The sequence below is a fragment of the Pseudomonas brassicacearum subsp. brassicacearum genome, assembly GCF_008801605.1.
GTDB lineage: Bacteria > Pseudomonadota > Gammaproteobacteria > Pseudomonadales > Pseudomonadaceae > Aquipseudomonas > Aquipseudomonas brassicacearum.
Genome location: NZ_VZPJ01000001.1, coordinates 1,068,646 through 1,094,287 on the forward strand (window position 1 = coordinate 1,068,646; position 25,642 = coordinate 1,094,287).

Below are 25,642 nucleotides of genomic sequence, written 5' to 3' on the forward strand. Positions count from 1 at the left end.
GATTACTCCGCCAGCTGTTGCATATCCGGGTGTGCCTTGAGGAAGGCGTACTGATCATCGCCGCCGGCTGTAACCTGGCCGGCAATGACCGGCATGGAGATGCCGTCTGGCATGATCAGCGTGCGTGAGGTGTACCGGGTGTCGCGGAACACTCGCGCCGGTCCGATGGGCGCCGGCGACTCGGTTTGGACTGGCTCAGGCAACGCCGCGACGGCAGTTGGCCGCTCGGTGTCTGTTCGCGTTTTGCTCATTTGGGTAGCTCCAGAAATGCGAAAGCCCGCACGTGGCGGGCTGTGGGTAAATGTCGGAGTCAGTGTTTGTGGTTCGGCGTGTTGCCACCGGTATCGATGATTTTTCCGCCGCCGTTGATATCGCCCGTGACCTGTAACGGGCCGTTGATCAGCACATTGCCGGTCAGGGTGATATCGCCTGCCGTGGCGTTGATCTCGCTGTCCGTTACGACCACTTCGGTTCCGCCGACTTTGATCGTCACGGTACCGCTTGGCACGGTGATGGTGTAGGTGCCGGCCTGCCAGTCATAGACCAGCGAGCCCCCATCCTCGAAACGCCACACCTCGACATGGTCGCGGTTGTCCGGTGGTGCCCCGGCATCGCCATACAGACCGGGGATAAATGTGCCCTGCGCCACATCACCGCTGGCACTTACCAGAGTTCCCTGCTCGCCCATGCTGGGCGCTCGCCAATGACGGGCTTTGCCGGCTGCGATGCTGTGCCATCGCACCCAGGCACTGACCCAGTCCCCATCCGACACCCGACATGCGGGTGGCGAAGCGGTCAGATCCAGCGCGACCACATAACAATCCTTGACCAGGCCGGCCAGCATGCGGTCATGCTGCGCACTGGGGTAGCTCATGCCATATCCTCCGGTGGCTGATAGCTACCTTCGCTACCAGAGCCAGTGTCAGGGCTGAAACCCCAGAGCAAGGAGCCTGGCGGTTGATTCGGCCACGGCCACTCCTCTTCACCGAGGTAAATAGTTTGTGTCCATTCAACGACCCAGACCGCGTAACCATCCAACTCGGGGCGGGTCCAGTCTTGGGCGGCCCGAACAAACTCGGCGGGCTCAACCTCCAGCCCCCATGTCTGGATACGCAACAGCACGGCCATTTGTACGGCGGCGAATGCCGCTTTCTGCTGGCACTCGGCATCCTCACCGCCAACGATGAAGCGCACCTCCAAACGCGCAACCAGCGCCGTCTCCCCTGTTCCGGGATCTTGGCCGGGTTCCAACTCCGCCAGCTCAATCACCGCAGCAGGCAAGTCAATATGATCGGCCATATAGGGCATGGTCCGCACGCAGGCCAATCCTGGAATCGCCTGGTCGATATGAGCCTCAACGGCCTGATACAAAAGCTCAAGACTGAAGTCAGACACGGGCGGATCCTCGCAGATACTTCTGCAGTTCAAAGTTCAGTTCCTGCTCCAGGATCTCAAGCAGGCGCTGGTGAGCCCGATTGGTCCATGACTCGAAGTGTGGCCGGACGTCCTCCAGGGATATCTTGGCCTTGGCGAGTGGAAAGCGGCTGTCGTTCTCCGAGATCCAGCCTGAGCTAGCCCCACCACCGCCAGATACCTCACTGTCGGGATAGTCGCTGGCCTTGAAATGCTTGCTCGCGGTTCGAATCCAGATGTCCGGCCGCCCGCCATAGACCTTCTTGAAAAATGCCCCCTCATATCGACGCCCTGCTACCGAAACACCCGACCGTGATTGTCGTGGTCGCCCCGCACGGCTGGCCTCAATCGCATTGATGCCGAACCACAGCTTGCCTTGCCCGTTACCGGAAAGCGGGTAGGCCCGCAGGCGCTGCCGGACGGCAGACACCGCGATGCGTTCCTGCCGGCTGACGGTGCGGGCAATGTGGGTTCGCAACCACCGTAGTGTTTTGTTGATGGCCCGACGCTGTGCAGCTAAGGAAGCCTTGGGCACCAGGGCAGCGAAGTCAGCAAACGCCTTCAGATCCGACCGATCTGCCTGCAGCGTAATCATGCCGCTGCTGGCCGACTGCTTGACGTAGCTGCCGACGCTCATGGGGATTTCCTCAGCACCAGAGTCACCAAACCATCGCCGCCGGGCTCCGGCCTGACGACGATGTAATTACCACCGCCGTCATGCACCGGCAGGTCGACCACGACCTGTTGCCGCTCACTGACGCCCTCGGCGTCTGCCACCCGGATGACCAGATGCGGCTCGCGCAGGCCGGTGTTTATCCGGCCGAGTTTGGGTTGCAACCATGGCGCCGAAAACATGCCCAGGACCGAGCGGCCTTCGATCAGCGCCGGGTCGCCGAGGACATCGAATACCGTGTTGTCCAGGTCGCTGACCAGCTCGCGAAAGCTCATGGTTAGAGTTCCAGCAGGATCTGAGCACGGGGCCGTGAGCACAGGTGCAGCGGGTTGGATTGCGCTTCGCCGGCCACACCCTTGTTGAACGGCAACGGCTCCAGCTTGCTGTAGTACGGAATGCCCTGGGTATTGACCGTTTCCATGTAATCCGCCGGAGCGAACACCGAGATGTACAGGTCCGGCACACCTTCAGGGACCAGCAGCGCCTTGTCATCATGGACGAAGGCCACACCGGCCACCTTGCCACGGTAGCGCTCCCAGACGATGCCGCCGAACTCGAAGCTCTCCCGAGCGTCACCGCGCAATGCCGCCGCTTGCTGCGTGGCAATGTAGGTTTCCTTGATCGACTTGTGAACGATCAGCTTGTTCCAGAAATTCTTGCCACAGAAGGCGCGGGAGCCGGTGCTGGTGACGCTGCCCAGCGCGTCCTCCTGCATGTCCAGCGCCTCCCCGCACTTAACGCGCAGTTCGGTGCTCGGGTCGTTCAGCCCCATGGACAGTTTTTGTCGGGATACTCCGAAGGTGGCGTATAGGTCCAACAGAGGTGTCGAACCGTCGGCGTCCAGAATCAGGCCGTTGAGCGCGCCCATGCGCTGGAATTCGTGTGTAGCGTCCAGCTGCCGGCGTGCTTTTGCCAGTCGGGTGTTCACGACGTCCTGTACTGCTTGCAACTCAGTGCGGGTGCCGAACGCTCGGATGCCCTGAATCTCGTCGGCCTTGATGGTGAAGCGTTCAGGCAGATGCACAGTGTTGAAAGGGATCATCTTGCGTTTACTGGCACCGACCACCAAACCCGAAGTACCGCGCTCACCCGCCGGCACCAGGGCCAGGGTGTCGCCATCCTTCTCGATTTGCACTGTCAGGGTAGCAACGCCCTCTTCTTGAAACAGGCCGAGGCTGCTGATGCGGCCCGGCAGATAGGGTTGTTCGTTGATTGCTGCGGTGAGCGCTGGTACGGCAAACGCTTCGTCGTCAAAAATGGCGATATCGGCCATGGGTACACTCCAGAAATGAAAAAACCCGCCGGAGCGGGTTCAAAAAAGATTGTTTGTAGATCTATCCCTGACGCAGAGCTCGAATTGCATTGCCGATCCCATCGGCATTCAGGTCCAGTGTTTCCAAGGCAGTCGTGACGTTGTCCGCAACGTCCAACGAACCTCTATCAGCGACCCAGTTGGAGAGTTCTTCAACGGCAGCGCCAATTGCGTTCTGATTGATCAGCAATAGCTCCAGGGCGCTGGCTAGGGCTTCGTTGTGGTCTGGCATAGAAATCGTCCTTAGTGGAGTTTTCTCTCATGCTAGTTCAACCACTTTAACGAACGATCAGAAAATGCGCGGCAAGGGCCCTTTCCGCGTCGGGGTCGAGGCCGGTCAGATGGGCTTCGCTCACCTCCGCCAGACGCACCACGGCACGGGCTCGACGGACCACGTCGGATTCGCCAAGCGGGCCGAAGAGGATCGCCACGGCGGTTTGCGTGCCGTCTTCGGATGTCGGGTCGTAAGGGGCGAACTCGCCTGTGGCGGTGATCAGCCCGAGGACCTGCCCTGGGTTCAGGGCTGGGCCTGCCGCGACGTTGATCGCTTCACGCGAGATGTTCCCGGCACCCTCGGACAGGAGGAATTCTCCGGCGTGCATCGGTTCCAGTTTGATGGTCATGGTCTTGCTCCTTTCGAGGTATTAGCGCTACCTGACTGCGCCGCCTGACGGGCTGCCCAGATAGAGGTGGGGTCGGGTTGTTTGGCCTGGACCTTCGGGGCCGGGTCTGCGTTGAGCGGTAGGCTGTTGTCGATCTCGAAGCCTTTGCCGCTGCCCACCAACTTGTCGAACAGACGCGCTCGAACCGAGGCGGCATCCAAACCGGCCGCGACGTACTCGGCGCTGAACTCGGGCAGTCGTGCGGCAACGCACAGATCGTTTACGGCCTTGGCGCGGGCCAAGCCCGCCAGGACGATGGCCTCGTTTTCCAGCCTGGTGGAGTTGAGCAGTGGCTCAATCAGGTTGCTGATGCCATCCGCCGTACAACGCTGGGTGATCATCAGGGCCAGCTTGGCCGAGTTCGCCACAGGAGGTTCCTGGGGCAGATCAGTAGGTTCAGGCTCCAGTTCGATATCCGGCTCAGGTGGCTCGTCCAGTTGGGCGAGCAATTCAGCCGGGGCATGCTGGTAACGCTGCAGCACGGCGCCCTGCCCCAGACACGCCTTGACCTTCACCCCGTCGCCCACCTCATCGGCGAGCCCCAGGGCCACCGCTTCGTTGGCAGTCAGCCAGGTTTCAGCCGCCACCAGACGCCGAAGCTCGGCTTCGTCGATGTCCGGTGCCTTGGCCTTGTAGGCCGCGATGATGGCCTCCATGGTTTGATCCAGGACGTCGGCCACTTTCCGGAAGTCTTCGGCGTCCCCTGCCGCGTAGGTCCATGGGTTGTGGATCATCAGCATGGCGTTGGAGGCGATGACCACGCGGTGGGCCCCGCAGACCGCGACACTGGCCGCGCTGGCTGCCAGGGCATCGACCCGGCCGGTGCAACGCTCGCCGAGGCGGGACAACGCGTTGTGCATCGCCAGACCATCGAACAAGTCGCCGCCGATGCTATTGAATGCGGCGATAACCGGCGAAACGCCGTCGTCCATGGCGCGCAGATCCTGCACGAACTGATTGGCGGTGATGCCCCAGGTGCCGATTTCGCCGTAGACGAACACCTCGATAACCCGCTCCTCGGCTTCGCCGCTCTCCTGCACGGCGTACCAGGTCTTGTCCTGGACGTTCACCCGCTGGCCGGCTCTGTTGTAAATGCGCGGAAGCGCTGGTTTGCTCATGATTGCTCCTTGTCGTCAGTAACCTCGACGGCTTCGTGCGTGTTGTAGTTGAGGCCCAGCGCCTGGGCTCTAGCGTTGTCGGCTGCGTTTTCCGCGTCGACGGTTTCAGCGTCGTAACCGGTGCGGGTGACCATCTCGCTACGTGAGGCGAACCCGGCTTGCACTTCCATGCGGCGGGCCTGCACGTCCTGAACTGGCTGGATGTAAGCCCAGCCTTGCGGCACCCAGCGCGTACGCAGGTATTCACGGCGCCGTTTGGCGTAGTCGTCCAACACCAAGGCACCCGACAGGACCGCCATGTCCATCCAGGCGGCACGGATCGGGCGGCAGAGCTGGTGCACATAAACGCCAAACTGAAGCTGTTCCAGGCGGCGCCGGAACTCGTTCAACACGACGCGCAACGCCCGGTCATTCACTTCACGCATGTCACCGGTGAGGATCTCGTATGGCGTGCCGGTGCCCGCAGCTGCGGCCATCAGTTGTTGGCGCATGAAGTCGGGGTAGTTGTTGCCTGCGTCCGGCGGCTTGGAGAACTCAACCTCTTCGCCGGGCCCCAGCTCCTGCATGGTGCCGGGCTCCAGCGCGACCATGGGCGTGAAGCCGTCACGGTCAAAGCTCAGCGGCTCACCGGTGACGGGATCCCTTGGCACGGGGCCAGAGTCCGGCGCCGGGCGGCTGATGAAGCCTGCGAAGAGATTTGCTACTTCCTGCCGGAACAGCACTGCGTCGTCATAGTTATCCAGGCTACGCAGGCGCTTGAGTACGGGAGACAGGCGCGGTACACCGCGCAATTGCCCCGGCTCCACCGGTTCGAAGATGTGCAGCACCTGCGATGCCGGTACCCGTACCAACTGGTTGTAACCAGCGTTCAGCGATACGCCGTCGCGGGGGTGCGACAGGTACATCCAGTAGGCCACCCGCTTGCCCTCCGGATTGAACTCGATGCCAGCACGAATGGCGTTGCCGGTGCGCGTGGTCTCGAATTTGTCGTGGGGCACGAACTCCGGCGCGAGGATCTGCACCTGGAGTGGCACCGCCAGCCCCTCGTCCAGGCGGCGTGGTCGTAAGCGGACAAAGCATTCGCCGGAAGTCTCGACGGTGCGAGCGACCAGCGCCTGCTGCCCATAGAAGTCGGTGTGCTCATCGGCGTCCGACTCGTCCACCCAGTCATCCCATAGCAGCTGCAGCAACTTGCGAAGCGCGTTGTCTTCGGTGTTCGGCCTTGGCGTGATGCCCGTGCCGATCAAGTTACTAACGCGTTTGTCGATGACGTTAAAGGCATACGGGTCGTTGCGCACCGCCGCCCGTGACCGGCCGCGCAGGTTGCGCAGTGCCGGTGTGTTGATGCTGTTGATTCCGTTGTCGGGCGCATCCCAGCCAGTGGATCGGCGACCCTCTCCGGCGCCTTCGTAACTGGCCTTGATGTTCGACGGCAACAAGAATCCGCTACGGCTGAGCGTCGGATAGTGTCGGGCCATCAGACTCCTTTGCCTCCGTGATAAAGCCGAACTACGCGGGAGCGCGGCCCGGCCGCGTTGACCAGAGAGGTGCGGATCTCGTCGCGAGCCTTGATCAGCTCGTCGACGGTGCGGTACTCCACGGTGCGGTCGGTGTAGCGCACGACTTTTTCACCGCGAGCGATGGCCGCCTCAACCGCGTCGAGGTGCTTCTGTGTAAAGGACATATCAGCGTCTCTTCAGATAGCCGCTAGTGGAGCTACGGCGTTGAGGGGGTGGTGCAGCGGGTCGTGGTTGAACCGCTTGAGCGACTGGTTGTGGTGTTGGTTGGGGCATGGCCGCCGGAACAGGCTGAGTGACTCGTTCGCCCTGGACGGGCTTGATCCCCAGCGCGTCATCGAACAACCCAGACTGCGCCAGGGCCTGGCGGACCCGCTCCCAGTCGTGCTCCTTGTAGCGGTTGATGCCCAGGTAATGCGCCATGGCAAGGCAGTACACCATCAGGTCGAGGGCTTCGTTGCGCTCGGCCTTGCCCTTGACCCATTCAATGCGCTTGTGACCCCGCACGTAGCGGGCGACCTTACGTTCGGCCACGCACTGGTCGAAGAAGTCGTCTGGCAGGTCACTGGCAAAGTGCAACGCGCCCGAGCCGGCCTCGAATGGGTAGCGGTTGTAGATCCAGTCTTTCGCCGTGTCGGTACCGACAAACCACAGCTCGGCGCCGTTACGTTCGGTCTGACCTTTCCAGGTCACGTCTACCATGGATGGCCGCTGAGCAATCACCGGCTTGCCGGGCTTGCTCGCGCCCTTGATGGCGAACACGTTGCGCCAGCGGCGCACGCGGCAGAACTGATAGACCTCGTCGGTGTGATGGCCGCCGGAGTCGACAGCCGTTGCCAGAATGCCCAGGCCGACACCGCACGGGTGCCGGTACTTGGCCTTCAGTAATTCGTCCAGCGCCGCCCAGGTGCGATCATCCGCCGGGTCGCCTGCAACGATCTGGTAGTCAATGACCCAGCGCTCCATGCCGACGCCCCAGCCCATCGCCATGAACTCCAGGCGGTTGGCCTGGACGTCAACAGCTCCGGTGATCATAAGCACGCCGGCCGGCATCGAGCCGAGGGTGAAGTTTTCCAGGCGTGCCCGGTGCTTCAGGGTATCGGCCTTGGTTTGCTCCTGGGCGCTGTCCCATACCTTCGCCAAACGGGTGTTGTAGAACACCTGCATCGGTTCAAGGTCGCCTTTTGCCTGGGCTTTTTTGGCCTTTTCGAACTGCTTGGCGAGGGACTTCCAGTCCATCCAGCCGAGCGGTGAATACAAGGCGTTGAGGGTGAACCCCACCGTCTCGCCGTCACCCTCGGCATGGGCGCGCCATTCGCCTTTGGCGAGCATCTCGGCCTTGTGGTACTCCTCGATCAGCACGTCACAATCAGGGCCTGCGCACTGGTAGTGCACCACGCTGAAGTCCCGCGAGTAGTGCAGACGTTCCCATTCCAAGGTCTGCATATGGCCGCAGGTGGGGCACGGCACGTAGTAGTGACGCTGGTCGCTGCCCTCGAACAGGTCGGAGATCCGCGAGGCACCTTTGATGGTTGGCGAACTGGAGAAGTAGAACTTCGCATTGCGACCGAACGTACTGCCCCGCGTTTCCGCCAGCTCGATGGGGTCGCCCTCCTCGCCGATGTCCACTTCCCAACGGTCGATCTCGTCGCCGTAGACGTAACGCGCCGACAACTCCGAAAGGTTGGCCGCCGAGCCGGCTGTGGTGACGTACAGCGAGCCGCCTTCGAACTCCTTGGTGTCCATGGTGTTGCGTGAGTCTCGCGAGCGGCTGGAGGCCACCCGTTCGCGCAGTACCGGCGTGGCCTTGATGGTCTTGCCAATCCGCGAGGAGACCCGCTTCGCCAAGCCCAGGCTAGGCAGCAGAGTCAGGATGTTCGACGGCGCCATGTGGATCAGGCCGCCGATCCAGTTCAAGGCGATCTGGGTTTTCATCAACTGCGAGGCGACCATGGTCACCACGCGTTTGCAGGGGTGAGCCGGTGACAAGCAACGCATGGGTTCGCGGGCATACGGTGTACGCGCCGTGCGGTACTGGCCGGGCTCGGCGGCGCCGGTGTCACGCGGGATGCGCATGTATTCGTCGGCCCATACATCGATCCAGACATCCGGGTCGGGACGCAGCCCACGGAAATACGCCTCGCGGTACACCTCTGCACCGTCAGGAATTTCCGTGGGCATAGGCTCAACTCGTGTTCAGGGCGTGTTCAAGGTCCGCCGAGGACAGGCGTTCCGCGTCCTCCAGCGTGCGGCGCAAGGCCGCCGTCAGGTGCTTTTCGATTTCCCAGGGGTCGGTCATGACCGCCAGCTCCGGCGCTAGCTGTGGCGGCATGCCAAACAGCTGATCGCGCAGGAGGCGGCCAGCGTTGTAGGCGCCCAGTTTCACAGCGGGTAATGCGACCAGTGCCCCCTTGGCCTTGTGCAGCTCGATTTCCGCGAGCTGGGCCAGGTTGTGCTCGCGCAGTGCGCGGGCCTTCTGGAAGTCGGGTAGCTGCCCCGCAGGGGTGTTCGCGGGCGGCGGCGCAGCCGTGCAAGTCGGCTCAACCGAGGTTGAAAGCTGGCCGTACACGTCACGCTGAATCCGGTCCTGCTGGTGACGTTCGGCGACGGCGGCCTTGCTCGGGTCGGCAGTGTCGCGAATCAACGCTTCGCTGGCCTGAACATCGACTTGTTTGCCGTCGGCACTGAGCACCAACCGGTTATTGTTTTTCAACCAGGTGATGTAACTCGGTGCCCTGCCGATCCGGGCCGCGAAGGCGCTCTTCGACAGGTACTGTGGTTCTGTCATGAGCCCTCCTTTCAACGGCTTTTCAATGCAGACCTTTCAATTTCAATGGGTTGAATTTCAGTAAGCTGGCAACCCTGCCGCTAACGCTTTCCCGCGGGTTTGCGACCCCGTACCCCAGGAAAAACGGCAGGGTCCCCGGCGCCAAAATTACCCCTGCCCGCCAACGGTGGGTGGTGCCTCTGCTACACCCAGCCGCTTGGCGGCCCAGCGTTCGTAAAGGCCGATGGCTACATCGGCGCCGGCCATCGCCGTCAGGCTTCCCAAGGCGCCTGCTGTCCAGAGCGACATGCCGGCGGCGATCATCAACATCATCGCCGACACCCCGCAGACAACGCAGCCACCGGACCGCAGTGCCAGGCGCCTCAACAACACCCAGCCCCGCGCCCCGTCCTTGTCGGCACGCCACATCTCCCCCGATACGCCGCCGACCAAGGCCAGAAGAATTACTAACCAGATCGGCATCTCTGCCAGTGCTTGCTGCTCGCTCGTCATTGCCCGCCCCTTAAACGCAAAAACCCGGCGCAAGGGCCGGGTTTGGTGTGTGGTGCCTGCCGCTTTACGCGGTCGCACCTATCGAAGATGAGTACTTTTTACAGGTCGATTCCGGTGGCAGCAAGCCTGTTTTAATGCCACCCGGTGAATGTCTGGTGAACGCCTAGGCAATGTCGGCGAATATCTTTATTTCGGCTTCCAGCGCCTGGGGCGCTGTCCTTCCTGTCCCACTATCTCGGGTCAAAGTAGGACAGCTACAGACGCCTAGAATCGGGGCCTGCCCCACTGTCCTACTTTATTTTCTATTCTCTCCCGTAAAGAGAAAAAGCTAAGAGCACGCGTGCGCGCCATGGGCGCGTATGCACTCCCGCTACGCTCACACATGGGCGGGACGTGCGGGAAGGTTGGACAGTAGGACAGACCAACAACAGCGCGGCCCGCGCTCGTCCAACTGCATCAAACAACAGTGGGACAAGGCGAGCCGGTAGGACAGCCACAGACGCAGACAGGATCAAGCAGCGATCCCGATCAACAGCCCATAGATGCACAGGTGCGCGTCATGCAGGCGCTGGTAGTAGGTGTCACGCCCGCAGCTGCAATGGGCATACTTCAGGCGCATGTCGGTGTCTTGGTTGCAGTAGTGCTCTCGCACGATTTGCTCATGCACCGGATCGAGATGTTTGGTCACGATCAGCTCAATATCCAGAGAACCTTCCAAGGGCGCACGGAACGCCCGCCGGCCTCGAATCAGTTGCCCATTGCTCTCCATCATCATGGCAACCATGTTCCCACCGGCGAGCCCGCCTGCACTGAGGTCGCTATGCAGCTCCTCGGCCCATTTACGCAGCCGCGCATCGATTTCCTTAATCATCGAAACATGGCTCCTGAATCGGCTGGACTTTCAGGTTCGATGCTCCACCCCAATCTTTTGGCCTCTTGTAACCCCAGGGCCGGACGCCGCTCTTAGGCAATGCGGATAGCCGGACCTTACGCCAACCCAACCGGTGCATGATCGCCCCAACGCGCATCTGTTCAGGCTTGCCCCAATGTCCGTAGTCCAGCTTCAAAGCCCCAAGCAAAATGTCTGTGCCGGTCGCCGTCTCTCCAACCTGATACTCCTCGAGCCAAGTCAGAATGGGGCCTTCCCACTCATCCACCACAAAGCGCTCTTCCTGAGCTTCAGCGAACAGTGGCGCCTCCTCCCGGTTAACCCACCAGATATCGCCAGACTGATAGCAAAACATCGCCTCGGCCCACAGCTGGTCACGGATTTCGCGCAACTGGTCCAGATCCACCTTGGTACAAGCCACCGGCCAATAACGCCGGTTGCCCGTGGCATCCTTCAGGTACTCGTCCTGGTTCGTCGTACCCACGAAAACACACTGGCGTGGCACGTCCATCGTTCTGCGGCCATAGCTCTCGCGGTAAGTGTCCGTCGAGGCCGAGAAGAACTGCTTCGCCTTGGTGGACTCGGCCTTGTTGAAACTGTCCAGCTCCCCCAGCTCAACGATCCACTTGCCGCGAATCGCCTGGAACCCATCCTTGTCGCCCAAGGCGAAGGGGGTATCCATAAACCAGGCACCACCCAGCACCGACATGGCCGTGGATTTACCGGCGCCCTGTGCGCCTTCGAGGATCATCACAGAGTCAGCCTTGCAGCCCGGCTGCATCACCCGGCCGACCGCCGACACCATCCAGCGCTTACCGACCTTGGAGCTGTAATCCGTCGGGGCTACGCCCATGATGTCTGTCAACCAGGTGTCGAGCCGGGGTACCCGATCCCACTCCAAGCCATTGAGATAATCGCGTACCGGGTGAAAGGCATGGTCGTGTGCAACAACACTGACAGCCTCAATAACACTGCTCGCCTTGACCCGCAGGTTGTATTGTTGCGCGAGCCACTTCATGACCAGCATGTCATCAATGTCAGCCCAATCGCCGACACCGCCGCCATACGGGGCAGCACGCAGCTTGACGATCTTGGAGCTGAACGCACTGAAGCCAATCACACCGGCCCAACGTTCATCGTTGCCCAGGATCAGCTCGACGTTTTGCATGTGCGCGATCAACATGCCGTTTTCCGTGCGAGCCAACTGGTCTTTCCAGCCACCCGCTGCAGGAGGCTTCACGACCGCCAGAACCTGGCGGCGCACCGCCTCCAATCCTTCAGCACAGTGCAGGTCGTTGAAGTCGGTCCACTTGTCCTCTCGCTCCCCCGAAAAGATCGGACCTACTACCTGACCACCCACAACCGTAGCCGCGTTGTTGGCTTTCTCTTCACCTGGGTTCCAGGGCTCGCCATTAGGGCGCTTGGTTTTCCAATCATCATCCCGGCAGATGATGATTGAACGCCCCGGGAACCGCTCGCGCATTGCCTTGGAGACCGTCATGAGGTTGCCCGCATCAAAGGCAATGGCGACCGTCAACGAGGTCGCCATGTGCAGGCTCGCACCGGTGGCGTAGCCCTCACACACCAACACTGGCTCGCCCGGTTCAGGGTGCGGACCAATGAGGTGGAAGGCACCTTCCTTCGCCATCCCATAGGGCCAGTAAGACTTGTCGCGGCCGGTGTCCTCTTGCTTCTCGGGGAATATCACTTGCAACCCGACGATCTGGTCCCGAGCGTTTTGCATGGGCACTAAAACCGCGCCGGAGCGCGGGGCATAACGAACGCCCAGACCCACGATCTGCTTTCGATCCAGATAGGCGCTACGGCCTTTCTCGGGCATCCGCTTGAACAAACCAGCGGCACGGTTAGCCGCTCGACGGGCAGCGTTGGCAGCCTTCTCAGCGGCCTTGCGCTTGGCCTCCTCCTGCCGAGCGCGCATGACTTCTCGCTCTTCAGGCGTCATCCGGCCAGGCTTAACTTTGATCTTTTGCGTTTCCCCTGTACGCCAGTCGCCGAACGCACCGAAGATCAAAGTTTCGCCCTTCTCGGTATGGTGTTCGTGTAGAACGTACCAGCCGTTTTTCTCTTTGCCCTTATCCAGGGTGGTCTTGCATCGAGTCAGCTTGCCGTAAATCAGCGGCTGCGCGGGCTCCAGACCGAAGTCCGCAAATTGATTCAGCACGTCATCGAGCATGACGAGCCTCCCGCATCTCATCGATGGACTGACAGTTCACACACTGCGTGCAGCCCTGCTGGGCCAGTCGCCGCGCCTCGGGGATCGGATCGTCACAGCTTTCACAGAACAACAACGAATGCCCAGGCAACGCCGGCTTGAACGCACTGCGAGCAGCAAGCGCCTGATCGATTCGCTCCTGTACCAAGTCATTGGCGAAATCAGCAATATCAGCCACGGCCGTCACCCCGCGTTGTGTGGTTGACGTACGTGGCGCGGTTGAACAATCCCAGCAGCCCCTGGATACCTCGAAACACCTGCAGACGAATTGCGGCCAGCTCGTGATCGCTGACCACCCCATCACCAATGCTCTTGGCCCAGGTATCGGCCAGATCGGCCACCTGCCGGAAATACTCGGCGAGGCCGATGGTCAGGGTTTCCGGCATGTCAGTGGTGTACACCTCAGACAGTTCGTGCCAGATCGTATCGCCGACCAAGGCATGCACCGCATCCAGGATGCGCCTGTCCTTCGTCAGTTCGAGGATCTCGCCAAACTCTTGAATGTTCACCGAGTGGCTGGGGTGCGTGGGAGACAGCTTGTGCTGCAGCGTGGTGGGGTTGCGGCCGGTGGTGGCGGCGATTGCAGCGGCGCCGCCAGGGTAATCCCGTGCGGCATGGTAAAGCGCCAAATCGAGCGGCAGGACTTCCCGCTGTGCTCGTTCGACGCAACTCAGAGCGATTCGGCTCATGGCATTATTCCTAATAAGTTGCCAGTGCCGCGCGACATGCAGTGGTGATACATTTGCCGCGTGGCTTGAAAGGGCCCAAACGCCGGCTAGATCTTAGGGATCGATACCGGCACCGTGCCGGGGCGAACAATCCGTTGTTCACCCCTGGCGCAACAGCTGCCCAATCTGTGGTGGAAAAGGCAGCAACACCAAGGCTTCCGAGCCTTGGGAAAGCGCGATAAAGGGAGGTGGTTTGCATGTGGTGTGCCCGCCTACCTTTTATCGCGACCCGGCAGCGCTGTGGTGGTGCGTGCCGGGAGGAACTGGGCGACCTTTAGGTCGCCTTTTTTCTATCTATGCTACGCAGCCCTATTTCGTATGGCCGACTCGGTGATGCCAAAATGCTCCAGAACCTCGGAAAGTGAGACCTTGCCCTCGCTCTCGCGAGCCAAAGATTTGATCAATGAAACACTTGGATCTTTGCTGGCGTATTTGACGTGCACGCGTAGATAGCTAGTCGCAATCCGAGATCGCCTCGCATAGGCGGCGAGCATCTCCGCATTCAACTGATCAATGTAGTCACGTAATTTCATGGTTTGCCCTCCCGACACAAAATTAACCTCAAAGGTTGTTTTTTGCAATACCCAAGAGGACATTCACCTACAGGGTTAATCGAGCCAGAATTGGCGAATGAAAATCACAGAAACCAGACTTCAGAATTTCCGTCGACTACTCGCAGAAAAAAATCTGCGTTTGACCGATGTCGCTGAGCTTCTAGGGAAAGCCCCTGCCCAGATCAGCGCGTTTGGGGGGAAAAACCCTACTAAAGGTATTGGGGATCAAATTGCCAGGGAAATCGAGAAAGCCCTTCACCTACACGAGGGATACCTCGATATGCCCTTTGGACTCGGGGAATTTAACAACGCGACTTTGATTAGCCTTACAGGACGTAAATTGCCAGTTATGGGTTCAATCGCCGCCGGCGCTTGGTGCGAAACAAACGCTTTTTTTGATCCACGTGACGCTGAAGAATGGATTGATGCTCCCGGCCCTGTGGGGCCGCGAGCTTTTATCCTACGTGTCGAGGGCATGAGCATGGAGCCTAAGTTTCTTGAGGGAGACAAGATAGTTATCGATCCTGCTCTTGAAGCACTGCCGGGCCATTTCGTTGCGGCTAAGCGTACAAGTGATCAAGCTGCAACTCTCAAACAATTGAGGCAGGAGGGAGGAGAGCAGTTTCTATACGCTCTCAATCCAGATTGGCCCGACCGAATTATAAAAATGAGCGAAGAATGGAGTATCTGCGGTCGCGCACGGTGGAAGATCTCTGATCTTTGATCGAGTCTATCAAGGCAATTGGAGTGCACAAATAGAATGCTCGAAAATTTAAAACACATAAAAAATCCACTAACCTTAATTTCTATATTTGCTGGAGCAGCAGAACTTGGCGGAGCTGCTGTACTCCCCTTCATCTCCGAATCCAATCAAGAATTATACATATATTTTTTAATATTCTTCCCTATCTATACCGTGACACTTTTCTTTGCCACGCTGAACTTTAATCATCGAACCTTATATGCACCTTCTGACTACAAAGACGAAAATAATTTTGTCGCACAATTTGGAAGAGCAACAGCTGAAGAACTGGTCAGGAAGCTAACAGAAGAAACAAAAGAGGTTCAGGCAGACGCGAAGGAACATAGTACAACGCAACAGAGCCCGCCAGCCACTGAGACGAGTAATCATACTGACGCAGGTGACAAACCTGAAGCATCACAACCATCTCCGTCACCTGAAGCCCAGAAGACGACAGATGGTGGTGACTCCAACCAGCCAGATAATCCTCCCGCCGACGATGCATCTCACCCCAGCGACGGGCTCGGAAAGCTGAACGAGCCTAACAAAGGCAACAAAGTTGATCAAACTTCCTTTGATGAACGCTATTATAAAGACTTGAAACTGCCTGAGCTATCTAGGCTTGACCCTAAATATATGGATCTTATGGAGCCATATGAAAGGGAACATCAAAAGCTAATGGCGAACGTTGTCTTAATTGAAAAACTCGCTATTAGCAAGCTCTCCGAAGAGCTAAACATAAACTTCAAAGAGGATGTGACCTTTCGACCCAGCGGATCAACCGTCAAATATGTTTTCGACGCCGCAAATTATTCGAACCAAGAAGCACAAGTCGTCGAAGTAAAGTTATTCACTAATCGCTTCGACCCTAAACGCTTTCTTAAGACACTAGAAAAAGCCCACAACCTAAGCCGTACGTTTACTTCACTGGGCAGACTTACGATGCACCTGGTTATTGTTCTGGAAAGGATGAACCTAGATCCATGGGAAATACGGGATCGCATGAAGGAAGTGACCAGTGATTACGGTTTCGACATCTTTATCCACATTACCACTACAACTGATCTTCAAAAGGCTGACCCCATCTTTTACTAATTCTCATTCTCATTCTCATTCTCAACAACGGTCATACCTACCAATCAAAGCACCCTCAAAGGTTATTTATTCTTGATTTATTAACCTTTGAGGTTATATTTGTCTCACTCTTCCACCACAGAGCGAGGCAAAACCATGCACACCACAGCATCCCTGCATATCCATCCGGCCGTTGCCGATCTATCCCGCATTTTCGAAGTCAGGCGCTTAGCCCGCGTTTCCGGCTGCACCTTCATTCCGTCTAAACCCAAGCAACAGGCCCGTACCGCGCCGACTTCCTTCGATCCAAACGATGGAGGCCGGGCAGCATGAGCAAATTCCTGATCGACAACCGCACACTGACATTACTCAGCGCCCAGGTGAACCTGAGCGGGACTTTCAATCACACCCTTCGACGTTTGTATCGACGCGATGTGTTGGCGTTTCGGCTGAAAGTTGAACGCAACAAGACTGACAGCACCTTCACCGTTGAGCTGGGCTCAGAGCGCCACACGCTGACCGTGTCCAACACCAAAAAGACTCACCTGAAGCTCGCCGACTTCATTGAGGAGGTGGTCAACGGCCCCTCTGACCTGACAGGCGAACCCCAGTCGAAACGACATGCTGAACGCGAGTACGGCGCTTTCAGTAGCCAGCAGCGAGAACAGGTTTTCAGACTGGTTTCCACAGGCGGGTTTATCGACCTGGACCTGGGCTTTGAACTGCCGATCCGGCTCGCCGTGCACCGCACACGTACACGCTCGGGCATCACCGTAGTCATGAGCATCGGCGTCAAAAGCCCGCGTACCAAGTGCTTCACCGTGTACGGCACCGACGCCGAGATGTACGAGCAGGTTTGCGAATCCATCAACCACCTGGCTGCGCTGGCGACACCCGCCGCGCACGCAGCATAGGAGGGCTGACATGGAGCGCAATCTCGAAAAGACCGCCAAGCACTTTGGCCTGACCCGCCCCACCCTGATCAAGCTCATGCGCGAGAAGGGTCTGCTCACCGACCGCAACCTGCCGGCGTTCCCCGTCCGCGACCGTGAATACCTTCGGGTCAAGGACAGCAACTGGTACCACGACACGCTGGGCATGCAGTACAGCCAATCGACACGCGTCCGGCAGGCCGGCATCCCCTGGCTAGCAGAGCAACTGGGCCTCGACCTTCCTGCCATCCCGGCAGACAACCGTGACGTGGCCTAGGGAATACGCCCGCCAGATCATCGCCCTACGCACCCGAGAGGAGCGCAACGCCGCGCTCCTTGAGGTGCCGGAGCATCTGCGCGAGCTGACCAAACGCCACTGCCTGAATGCCTGGAACCACCCGGCCCGATTCAAAACGCATGGAGAGCCGAAAGCCTCATGAGTAACCGACCTCAAAACCCGCTGCGCCTGATGCCAGCACCGGAGACGGCCACCGTCGAGCTGCTGTATCGCACCTTCGGCGACGTGCTTATCCCCCTCGAAAAGCTGCGCGTGCAGTACTTCCGCAACCTCAACGAGCAGTCGTTTGCAGCCGAAATCACCAGCGGCCGCATTCAACTGCCCGTGACCACGCTGGACAGCAGCCGCAAAGCACCGAAGTACGCGCACATCCGCCACGTCGCGGCACTGATCGACATCCAGGCCTACAAGGCCGACGAAGTCCACGCGAAGGCCCAGGCCGACGCAACCGAAGAAGTCCAACCGTAACGGCTGCCACCACCAGCCACACAAACCACCAGGAGCACACCACATGACTGCAATTCAAATCTATGCGCTGATAGCAATCGCCCTATCGACGAGTGCCGTCTATTGGATCGCCTACCGAAACGGCTTCAGCAATGGCCGTGCCGAGGGCTACAGCGAAGGCTATGACGTCGGCGGCTGCGCTGGATTTCGAGACGGAATGGATGAAGGCAAAGCCATCCAGCGCTCTGACAATTGGGAAGAGATCCGCAACCTTGAGCACACCCTAAATCAGGCCAGGGACCAACACAAAAAACTTTACGCCCATTACGAACGCGCTTTGGCGGCCTCGAAACTCGGGGAACCTGCCCGCCAGACGCTACTGGATATTGCAGAAAAGCTGCGGATCGCTGCCGCCACATTTAACGCGCTGCGCACCGGAAAGGCCATCACTCGCGAAACAACCGCTCTACGCGATCAGGCCCTTGCCATGGCTGATTTACTTAAGCCCGTCGAGATAAAAGTCGATGCAAAGGTTGAGATAGCGCCTGGCAGTATTTCTCTCAGAACTGACGACGCAAAAAAAGCTGCCCTGTATTTCCAGCAAGAACACCAAGCAATCGCCACCACCACGCAGAAAACTGTAGGGGGTGCCGCATGAGCCGCCACATTCCAACGTTACGCCTGACTCCACAGGCTGCCGGCGTGCTGCACCAGCAACACGCCAAAGCCACCGCTAAACTGCGCGAAGTGACACGATTCCGCAAAGAGTTCGACCGGCAGCTGTCGCTGCTGATCGACTACGACGCCCTGCGCAAGTTGCACAAGGACACCCAGAACGCCCTGCTGCTCGCCGACCTGGTCAAGGAGGCAGCATGAACTGGATCCTCACGCATACCGGCAAACGCTTTGACCTGTTCGAGCCGGACGTCGACATGATCGACCCCCGAGACATTGCGCACTCGCTCGCTCATTTGTGCCGCTTCAACGGCCACACCCGCGAGTTTTACAGCGTGGCCCAGCATAGTTGCTTGGTTGCGGACTTGGTGCCGGCCGAGCACAAGCTCGCCGCCCTCCTCCACGACGCGACCGAAGCCTACATCGGCGACATGGTGCGGCCGCTCAAACAGTGGATGCACGCCTACCAGGACGTCGAGACATGGATCTGGGAACGCATTTGCACCCGCTTCAGCATCGATCAGGACCTGCCGGCATCCGTCACCCAAGCCGACCTGATCGCCCTGGCCACCGAGCGCCGCGACCTGATGCCACCTGACCCGGCCACCTGGGATTGCCTTGTCGGCATCGAACCCGCGCCCGAACGCATCCGGCCGTGGTCACCCACCGAAGCCCAGCTCACCTACCACCAGCGCCTGATGGACCAACTCGCTATCGAACACCGGAGGAAAGCGGCATGAAGCAAGTACAGAACCACACCCCATCCCAGGCCGCTTTGCTCCGCAGCGCTAGCAGGGTCGACGCGCCTGTAAAAAACAGTCTCTGCTGCGCAGCAGCAGGCATTATTGATTCTTCCAGCGCCACTGCCGAGGCACTTATACCCCACAAAAAGCTGCGCGAGGCAGCGAAACCTAATGCAACGCTAATTGCTCAAAATCGCTCGCTCGCGCAGCCTTTTTTGGGGTATATGCGCCAGCCGCCTGCTCAGAAATTGATGGCCGAGACCTTGGAGGCCGCATGAACACGCTTTTTTTGCTCATGGCTCAATATGACGGACAGGCCGTGATTCCACTAGCCCGAGTCTGCGCCGACTACATGAATTTGACGGTTGAAAAATTTAAGCACAAACAAATGACAGGAGAGATCGACATTCCCGTCGTTCGGCTCGGTGCGCAAAGCCAAAAAGCTGGGCTGGGGATACATCTGAAAGATTTAGCAGAATACATCGATAGACAGCGAACCAAGGCTACCCTTGAGAACGACAAACTGATGAACAGACAGCGAGTCGGGGGCCTATCAGTCTAGGTGGGATTTTCGTGGCAAATGCACCATGGGCAAAACGCCATCCCAAGGTTGTGTCTGGGGGACTGGATCCATTAGGATCCAATCACCCAACACATCCAGGACGTGAAGCAATCCAGTTTCTACGTCCCACCAAAGGGATAGAGTGCCAATGCAAAGCTTTTACGGACGCCTGAGCGCAGAACGCAACGATAATGCCCTTCTAACACAATGTATTCATAATGTAGTGACCAAGCTTGCAGCAAGTGGCACATCAATGGACCAACCTGGGATGCTCCTAGGTAAAATACAGTCCGGTAAAACCGGCGGATTTCTTGGTATTATCGCTAAAGCATTTGATGAGGGTTATGACATTTCCTTAGTCCTAACCAAGGGCACTAAAACGTTAGCTCAGCAAACCGTAAGTCGAATCAGCAAAGATTTCAAGACATTCATCGACGAAGAGAAAATAATAATCTTCGATATCATGAATTTAACAAAATTGACTCGCCCCGACTTAAAAAAGAAAATCATCATCGTGGCAAAGAAAGAGATAAAAAATCTGGAGAGGGTTATATCTTTCTTTGACAAACATCCCGACCTGAAAGACAAAAAAGTTTTGCTTGTCGATGACGAAGCAGATATGGCAAGTGTACGCTTTGCAAAACGGAAAGGTCGGAGCGAGCTTGAACAGGGTTCCATTGCCCTACAACTTGATAAGTTAAGAATGCAAGTTCCGAAAATTTCTTTCCTTCAAGTAACTGCTACGCCTTACGCCCTCTATCTTCAACCAGAGTCATACGATCCTTTTGTATATCTCCCTAAAAAACCACACTTCACTGAATTACTACCGATCCACTCAGCATATGTAGGTGGAGATCATTACTTTGGTGATCACGGCCTAAACGACTATAGAAGCAAGCTCTTTATCGAAGTACCGGAATCCGAACAAAATGCATTGAGGCCAAAGCATTCGACCCATGTCGAACTCGCTGATATATGGACAACCGAGAGCATCAGTACCCTCAGGAGAGCCGTATTAACGTTTTTGCTAGCGACAACCATACGCCGCCAGCAACAATCCGCTAAAGGCGAAACCCTGTCAAAATACTCGATGATCATTCACAACGATACGCAGCGCTCCGCTCATGATCTTCAAGACAAAAACGTAAACAATATTATCGTTGCCTTCGAGCAAGCCGCGGATGTTGATGCAATCGAGTTTAAGGAGCTTTTCGAAATTTGCTTTGGGGATTTAGCGGAGTCCGTTAATTGGCAAAGTGGCGAGATTTTAGACAAATCTACGTGCTATGCTGCTTTAAAGCTTTTGCTAGCAGATGGAGATCATCTGGTACAAGTCGTAAACTCTGATTCTCAGGTTGCCTCACTTCTTGACCCTGCAACTGCCGAATTAAATTTAAGGGTACAAGCTAACATTTTTATCGGAGGCAGCCTGCTCGATAGGGGCATTACCATCCCCTCACTGATTTCATTCTTCTATGGCAGGAACCCCAAGAGAATGCAGGCCGACACCGTACTCCAGCACTCCCGGATGTATGGCGCGCGCCCAGAAAATGATCTAGCGGTGACACGTTTCTATACATCCCAATCTGTCTTCACTCGTCTAAAGCTGATTCATCACTCCGATACTGCTTTACGTGAAGCATTCGAAAAGCAAGGACAAGATTCGGCCGTTATTTTTATAGAGAACAACTCAAAATCAGGTATTACCCCGTGCTCACCTAGCAAGGTTGCAATGAGCGAAGTGATCTCGGTGAGGCCATCAGGTTATTTGCTGCCACAGGGCTTTGATACAAAACCGGGAACATTAGCAAGCTCTGCACTTGCGAAGCTAGACCAAGCACTGGAAAATTATAAAGACAAAACTTTACTTTCCGAAATTACGCTGGATGAAGCTCTGGGACTTATTGCAACAGCTCAAAAAGCCATATCCTTAGAGCACTTAAGCAAGTTTCAATGGGAGGCAATGAGTGGACTACTCAGCTATTATAGCAAAAGCGCAAACAACAAAGTAAAAATCTTAGTCGCTACCGACCGGGACATTGGCTTAAAGTCAAAAGACAAGTCAGGTGAGTCAATAGTTGGCGGTAAGGCTATTCGAGATCTGCTGGCTAGAACCAGGAAGGAGCCTGCTTTAGTACTTTTGCGACAGAATGGTAAAGATTGGACAGGTCAGATGCCATTTTGGTGGCCAGTACTGGTAGCACCGACCGAAACTAGCACTTGCTTATACGCTTCTTAATTAAGTTGAGGTAGCGATCACATCTCGCTACCTCTAACTTTCAACCAAAATTGTTTATGTATTCACTTCGCAAGAATAAAGCTTTTTTAAGCTGAGACCTCACACTAGAACTGGTTTGCTTATATTGATCTGACTTTTTAAGCAGCTCTATTACACCAGCGGCATTAGCGCCAACACAATTTATCTGCAGTATTTTTTCAACTCTGTTTATCCGCGACAACACATTACTAATCGTTCTATTGGTGTAGCCTTGTTGCGAATACAGCCACCCCTTAAACAGCTCCTCTTTTTCAGCCAAGAGATCCTTCTCACACCGCAGAATTGCGCTAGCTACATGCTTTGCCAAATTCACCGGGACAGCGTTCGCTATCATCATATCTTGACTGGTATCCGTACCGACAAATTTAAAGTCGTGAGGAAATGTTTGCAGCCTGGAACGTTGTTTTGGGGATAGTTTTTTTGCGACAGTATTACATCCAGCATCATCAGGATGAGGTTTGTATCCCGGCGCTACCGGTCGATTAGTGGACCGTATGGTGGCTGAAGGTTCGTCTATAGAGTAGATTGCCTTTCTTCCCCAATTGCGAGGATGCCGATAATAAAACTCGACCCCTAATTCATCGCCCAAATAATCCCTAACTGTCAGCGGGCGCTCAGCTTTGCCCTGCTCAAGGTAGTCACTCAAAAAGCCATCATCACGCCCAATTCGACCGACAGCAAAAAATCGTTTTCTATTCTGCGGAACGCCGAAAAAAGACGCATTTAATACGGACTCTGTAACTCCGTATCCCGCATCTTTTAATAAATCGCGGCTACGCTCCCAAACCTTGCTGGTTCGTAGCCCAATTACATTTTCAACAACAAACCACCTAGGTTTAACTTTGCAGATTATTTCTGCGAATGACAAAGTTAGATTGGCTCTATCCCCTTCTATTCGCATGCCCGCAGCAGAGAAATCTTGACACGGTGGCCCACCAATGAGCACATCAGGCCTGAAGGGCTGGATCGCTTCAGCGGCGTCAACAGTTGACGCCAAATCAAGGTCGATAACCGGATGATGGAAATTTTCCTCGTACACCTTTCGAGCAGGTGCCCACCTCTCTATCCCCAGCGCCAGCTCGAATCCAGCGGATTCGAAACCTTTGCTCATCCCCCCACACCCCGAAAAAAGATCCACGACTCGCATTGACGCCTCCTAAGATGGCGTCAAAATAGCATTTTGAGCTAAAAAGTCACGAAAAATTGACATCGCTACAGCCCTACAGACTGACCGAAAGCGATCAGCCAAATCATTATTAATGATCTCATTAACCATTTGTAGGTGGAGCTGAAGGATGCTTGCAGACCCGCTCCAACCATTTCCAATTCTTATAGCTATCTACGTTACCTCTGAGATGAGTATATCTTCTTAATGAATTCCAATCTCGGTGTCCTGACACACTTGAAACTCTTGGAATATCCCAATTAAGTTCAAATAATCTACTTACCCCCTCATGTCGCAAATCATGAAAATGGAGATCCTCGATGCCAAGCATCGGACATGCCCGCGTGAATGAGGCCGATACCGACTTAGCGTTGTAAGGAAATATCTCCCGCTGGACCTTCGGCATGCTCTGCAGAATGGTCCAAGCCTCATCTGGCAAGTAGCACCACACATCATTGCCGATCTTCTGTCCGGGGTTCTTCATATCGCGCACTAGGACAGACTGCCGAGACTCGTCGAGATCATCCCAGCGGATCCGCGTAATTTCTTCCTGTCGGCGCGTCGAGAAAAGCGCAAAGGCGATCACCTTCGGCATGTCGATCTGGGCGTTGCGGCGCTCCTGCATTTCAAAGAAATGCGCCATGAGCTTGTCTAGCTCTTCCAATGAAGGCCGTCGGTTTCGTTCCTTGCTCTTGCTCACCATGCCTAGCTTACGCAACACCTTCCGCGCATCAGGCATCGCTAACGGATCCACTTCATAGCCCCAGGCAGGCCGGGCCACTGACAGCACCGCTCCCAAGTGCGAGAGATCATTGCCTACCGTCTGCGCCTGGACACCACCGCCTTCTTTGCTCATCCGCCACTGTGCGAACTCCACCAGCTTCTGACTGCTTAGCTCCGAATCATCGATCTCTCCCAGCCAAGTCTCCTTGATCGCCGTCAGGGTCGCTCGCTTGGTCTTCCCCAATGGCCGAATCTTCTCGTACTCGTCCAGGTACTGCTCAATCATCTTCTTGATCGTCACCCCCTTCCGGTTCGCACGCTCGATAGCACCTGGCGCGGCCAGCTCCGTCTCCCGTCGCTTGATCCATGCCTGAGCCACCTGCTTCCGGTCGAAGGTTTGGCTTTCCTGATAAACTGTCTTCCCGTCCCGATTAATCCGTATCTGCGCCGTATAGGCCGTCGAATTGTCCTTGCGCTTGCGTGATGTGATCGTGCCCATATCCAGTTGCTACATTGCCGAGACCGGTTGCTACAATGTAGCAACCGCTATCCGAAAACAAGGAAAAATGGGTAAAAACCGCTGTATAAAAGATCAGTATCAATGAATTTAGAAAAACCTGAAGCCCCCGTAAACACTGGATCATCCCGCAAAGAGCTGTCTCGGCGCTTCTCCGTCGCCCCGATGATGGACTGGACCGACGCCCACTGTCGCTTCTTCCTACGCATCCTCTCCAAGCACGCCCTGCTCTACACCGAAATGGTCACCACCGGCGCGCTACTCAACGGCGACCACGAACGTTTCCTGCGCCACCACGAGTCCGAACACCCGCTAGCCCTGCAACTAGGCGGCAGCGTCCCAGCCGACTTGGCCGCCTGCGCCCGTATGGCCCAGGAGCACGGCTACGACGAGGTGAACCTCAACGTCGGCTGCCCCAGCGATCGGGTGCAGAACAACATGATCGGCGCCTGCCTGATGGGGCATCCGGGTTTGGTGGCTGACTGTGTGAAAGCCATGCGCGATGCGGTGTCGATTCCGGTGACGGTCAAGCATCGCATCGGGATCAATGGGCGGGACAGTTACGAGCAGTTGTGTGAGTTTGTCGGGACGGTGCGTGAGGCCGGTTGCACGAGTTTTACCGTGCATGCGCGGATTGCGATTCTGGAGGGGTTGTCGCCGAAGGAGAATCGCGACATCCCGCCGCTGCGTTATGACGTGGCCGCGCGGTTGAAGGCGGATTTTCCGGAGTTGGAGATTGTGCTCAACGGCGGGATCAAGACGCTGGAGGCGTGCCACGAGCATTTGCAGACCTTCGACGGCGTGATGCTGGGGCGCGAGGCTTATCACAACCCGTATCTGCTGGCCGAAGTGGATCAGCAACTGTTCGGCAGCACCGCGCCGGTCATCACCCGGGCCGAGGCGCTGGCGCAGTTGCGGCCGTATATCGCCGATCATCTGGCCGCGGGTGGGGCGATGCATCACATCACTCGGCATGTGCTGGGGTTGGGCACCGGGTTCCCGGGGGCGCGGCGGTTTCGGCAGTTGTTGTCGGTGGATATTCACAAGACCAAGGATCCATTGGCGCTGCTGGATCAGGCGGGGCAATTGCTGGAAGGGCGTTAACCG

At 57.0% G+C, this 25,642-nt stretch carries 33 protein-coding genes; 12 read left to right on the plus strand and 21 right to left on the minus strand.

Annotated features, from left to right (window positions below; all coding sequences use genetic code 11):
- Window positions 1-2: 2 nt before the first annotated feature.
- From F7R20_RS04780 to F7R20_RS04870, 19 genes are all read right to left on the minus strand, one after another.
- Entirely contained in the window at window positions 3-251 is a 249-nt protein-coding gene (locus F7R20_RS04780; protein WP_081352407.1) for a hypothetical protein, read from the minus strand.
- Window positions 252-310: 59 nt separating this feature from the next.
- Entirely contained in the window at window positions 311-874 is a 564-nt protein-coding gene (locus F7R20_RS04785) for a phage baseplate assembly protein V (protein WP_081352406.1), read from the minus strand.
- Window positions 871-1,395, minus strand: a complete 525-nt coding sequence (locus tag F7R20_RS04790; RefSeq protein ID WP_081352405.1) for a hypothetical protein — start codon at window positions 1,393-1,395, stop codon at window positions 871-873. The genes F7R20_RS04785 and F7R20_RS04790 overlap by 4 nt, the downstream gene beginning before the upstream one ends.
- On the minus strand, window positions 1,388-2,050 hold the full coding sequence (locus tag F7R20_RS04795) for a hypothetical protein (protein ID WP_043041990.1): 663 nt from the start codon (window positions 2,048-2,050) through the stop codon (window positions 1,388-1,390). Before F7R20_RS04795 ends, F7R20_RS04790 begins: the two co-directional genes overlap by 8 nt.
- Window positions 2,047-2,361, minus strand: coding sequence for a head-tail joining protein (locus tag F7R20_RS04800; RefSeq protein WP_081352404.1), 315 nt, complete (start codon window positions 2,359-2,361; stop codon window positions 2,047-2,049). Before F7R20_RS04800 ends, F7R20_RS04795 begins: the two co-directional genes overlap by 4 nt.
- A gap of 2 nt (window positions 2,362-2,363) precedes the next feature.
- A complete protein-coding gene (locus F7R20_RS04805; RefSeq protein ID WP_081352403.1) occupies window positions 2,364-3,359 on the minus strand; it encodes a major capsid protein in 996 nt (331 codons plus the stop codon).
- A 61-nt stretch (window positions 3,360-3,420) separates the two neighbouring features.
- Complete coding sequence (locus F7R20_RS04810) at window positions 3,421-3,630, minus strand: hypothetical protein (protein ID WP_081352402.1); 210 nt, start codon at window positions 3,628-3,630, stop codon at window positions 3,421-3,423.
- A 46-nt stretch (window positions 3,631-3,676) separates the two neighbouring features.
- On the minus strand, window positions 3,677-4,021 hold the full coding sequence (locus F7R20_RS04815) for a head decoration protein (protein ID WP_081352401.1): 345 nt from the start codon (window positions 4,019-4,021) through the stop codon (window positions 3,677-3,679).
- A complete protein-coding gene (locus tag F7R20_RS04820; RefSeq protein ID WP_081352400.1) occupies window positions 4,018-5,178 on the minus strand; it encodes a head maturation protease, ClpP-related in 1,161 nt (386 codons plus the stop codon). The genes F7R20_RS04815 and F7R20_RS04820 overlap by 4 nt, the downstream gene beginning before the upstream one ends.
- Complete coding sequence (locus F7R20_RS04825; protein WP_081352399.1) at window positions 5,175-6,656, minus strand: phage portal protein; 1,482 nt, start codon at window positions 6,654-6,656, stop codon at window positions 5,175-5,177. Before F7R20_RS04825 ends, F7R20_RS04820 begins: the two co-directional genes overlap by 4 nt.
- Window positions 6,656-6,862, minus strand: coding sequence for a phage head-tail joining protein (locus F7R20_RS04830; protein ID WP_043041996.1), 207 nt, complete (start codon window positions 6,860-6,862; stop codon window positions 6,656-6,658). Before F7R20_RS04830 ends, F7R20_RS04825 begins: the two co-directional genes overlap by 1 nt.
- A gap of 1 nt (window position 6,863) precedes the next feature.
- Complete coding sequence (locus F7R20_RS04835) at window positions 6,864-8,876, minus strand: phage terminase large subunit family protein (protein ID WP_081352398.1); 2,013 nt, start codon at window positions 8,874-8,876, stop codon at window positions 6,864-6,866.
- Between the two features lie 4 nt (window positions 8,877-8,880).
- On the minus strand, window positions 8,881-9,483 hold the full coding sequence (locus tag F7R20_RS04840) for a terminase small subunit (RefSeq protein WP_081352397.1): 603 nt from the start codon (window positions 9,481-9,483) through the stop codon (window positions 8,881-8,883).
- 147 nt (window positions 9,484-9,630) lie between these two features.
- A complete protein-coding gene (locus F7R20_RS04845; RefSeq protein WP_081352396.1) occupies window positions 9,631-9,975 on the minus strand; it encodes a phage holin family protein in 345 nt (114 codons plus the stop codon).
- Between the two features lie 511 nt (window positions 9,976-10,486).
- Window positions 10,487-10,846, minus strand: coding sequence for a PA0613 family protein (locus F7R20_RS04850; RefSeq protein ID WP_081352395.1), 360 nt, complete (start codon window positions 10,844-10,846; stop codon window positions 10,487-10,489).
- Entirely contained in the window at window positions 10,839-13,058 is a 2,220-nt protein-coding gene (locus tag F7R20_RS04855) for a VapE domain-containing protein (RefSeq protein WP_081352394.1), read from the minus strand. Before F7R20_RS04855 ends, F7R20_RS04850 begins: the two co-directional genes overlap by 8 nt.
- The gene (locus F7R20_RS04860; RefSeq protein WP_014339657.1) at window positions 13,048-13,275 is read right to left on the minus strand and encodes a TraR/DksA family transcriptional regulator; all 228 of its coding nucleotides are present in this window, start codon (window positions 13,273-13,275) and stop codon (window positions 13,048-13,050) included. The genes F7R20_RS04855 and F7R20_RS04860 overlap by 11 nt, the downstream gene beginning before the upstream one ends.
- Window positions 13,268-13,786: a phage regulatory CII family protein gene (locus F7R20_RS04865; RefSeq protein ID WP_043042002.1), complete on the minus strand. Its 519-nt coding sequence runs from the start codon at window positions 13,784-13,786 to the stop codon at window positions 13,268-13,270. The genes F7R20_RS04860 and F7R20_RS04865 overlap by 8 nt, the downstream gene beginning before the upstream one ends.
- Window positions 13,787-14,124: 338 nt before the next feature.
- The gene (locus F7R20_RS04870; RefSeq protein WP_081352393.1) at window positions 14,125-14,358 is read right to left on the minus strand and encodes a hypothetical protein; all 234 of its coding nucleotides are present in this window, start codon (window positions 14,356-14,358) and stop codon (window positions 14,125-14,127) included.
- A 97-nt stretch (window positions 14,359-14,455) separates the two neighbouring features.
- Between F7R20_RS04870 and F7R20_RS04875 the strand changes: the two genes are divergently transcribed.
- The 11 genes from F7R20_RS04875 (at window position 14,456) to F7R20_RS04925 (ending at window position 22,091) form a co-directional block, all read left to right on the plus strand.
- Window positions 14,456-15,103: a LexA family protein gene (locus tag F7R20_RS04875; RefSeq protein ID WP_081352392.1), complete on the plus strand. Its 648-nt coding sequence runs from the start codon at window positions 14,456-14,458 to the stop codon at window positions 15,101-15,103.
- 36 nt (window positions 15,104-15,139) lie between these two features.
- Window positions 15,140-16,216: a hypothetical protein gene (locus F7R20_RS04880; protein ID WP_151180594.1), complete on the plus strand. Its 1,077-nt coding sequence runs from the start codon at window positions 15,140-15,142 to the stop codon at window positions 16,214-16,216.
- A gap of 308 nt (window positions 16,217-16,524) precedes the next feature.
- Complete coding sequence (locus F7R20_RS04885; protein WP_081352391.1) at window positions 16,525-17,109, plus strand: hypothetical protein; 585 nt, start codon at window positions 16,525-16,527, stop codon at window positions 17,107-17,109.
- Window positions 17,110-17,119: 10 nt separating this feature from the next.
- Window positions 17,120-17,404, plus strand: coding sequence for a phage antirepressor KilAC domain-containing protein (locus tag F7R20_RS04890; RefSeq protein WP_081352390.1), 285 nt, complete (start codon window positions 17,120-17,122; stop codon window positions 17,402-17,404).
- A 159-nt stretch (window positions 17,405-17,563) separates the two neighbouring features.
- A complete protein-coding gene (locus F7R20_RS04895; protein ID WP_081352389.1) occupies window positions 17,564-17,893 on the plus strand; it encodes a pyocin activator PrtN family protein in 330 nt (109 codons plus the stop codon).
- 43 nt (window positions 17,894-17,936) lie between these two features.
- The gene (locus F7R20_RS04900) at window positions 17,937-18,530 is read left to right on the plus strand and encodes a FliH/SctL family protein (protein ID WP_232002316.1); all 594 of its coding nucleotides are present in this window, start codon (window positions 17,937-17,939) and stop codon (window positions 18,528-18,530) included.
- Window positions 18,527-18,748 carry a hypothetical protein gene (locus F7R20_RS04905; RefSeq protein ID WP_081352388.1) on the plus strand — a complete coding sequence of 74 codons (222 nt, stop codon included), beginning with the start codon at window positions 18,527-18,529 and terminating at the stop codon, window positions 18,746-18,748. Before F7R20_RS04900 ends, F7R20_RS04905 begins: the two co-directional genes overlap by 4 nt.
- A complete protein-coding gene (locus tag F7R20_RS04910; protein ID WP_081352387.1) occupies window positions 18,745-19,287 on the plus strand; it encodes a phosphohydrolase in 543 nt (180 codons plus the stop codon). Before F7R20_RS04905 ends, F7R20_RS04910 begins: the two co-directional genes overlap by 4 nt.
- Window positions 19,284-19,568: a hypothetical protein gene (locus tag F7R20_RS04915; protein WP_081352386.1), complete on the plus strand. Its 285-nt coding sequence runs from the start codon at window positions 19,284-19,286 to the stop codon at window positions 19,566-19,568. Before F7R20_RS04910 ends, F7R20_RS04915 begins: the two co-directional genes overlap by 4 nt.
- Window positions 19,565-19,852, plus strand: a complete 288-nt coding sequence (locus F7R20_RS04920; protein ID WP_081352385.1) for a pyocin activator PrtN family protein — start codon at window positions 19,565-19,567, stop codon at window positions 19,850-19,852. The genes F7R20_RS04915 and F7R20_RS04920 overlap by 4 nt, the downstream gene beginning before the upstream one ends.
- 148 nt (window positions 19,853-20,000) lie before the next feature.
- The gene (locus F7R20_RS04925; protein ID WP_081352384.1) at window positions 20,001-22,091 is read left to right on the plus strand and encodes a Z1 domain-containing protein; all 2,091 of its coding nucleotides are present in this window, start codon (window positions 20,001-20,003) and stop codon (window positions 22,089-22,091) included.
- A gap of 40 nt (window positions 22,092-22,131) precedes the next feature.
- On the opposite strand, the gene F7R20_RS04930 is transcribed toward F7R20_RS04925, so the two are convergent.
- Both F7R20_RS04930 and F7R20_RS04935 read right to left on the minus strand, forming a co-directional pair.
- Window positions 22,132-23,277, minus strand: coding sequence for a DNA cytosine methyltransferase (locus F7R20_RS04930; RefSeq protein ID WP_081352383.1), 1,146 nt, complete (start codon window positions 23,275-23,277; stop codon window positions 22,132-22,134).
- 121 nt (window positions 23,278-23,398) lie between these two features.
- Window positions 23,399-24,517 carry a tyrosine-type recombinase/integrase gene (locus F7R20_RS04935; RefSeq protein WP_081352382.1) on the minus strand — a complete coding sequence of 373 codons (1,119 nt, stop codon included), beginning with the start codon at window positions 24,515-24,517 and terminating at the stop codon, window positions 23,399-23,401.
- Between the two features lie 102 nt (window positions 24,518-24,619).
- On the opposite strand from F7R20_RS04935, the gene dusA reads away from it, so the two are divergent.
- Window positions 24,620-25,639, plus strand: coding sequence for a tRNA dihydrouridine(20/20a) synthase DusA (gene dusA / locus F7R20_RS04940; RefSeq protein ID WP_081352381.1), 1,020 nt, complete (start codon window positions 24,620-24,622; stop codon window positions 25,637-25,639).
- Window positions 25,640-25,642 lie beyond the last annotated feature (3 nt).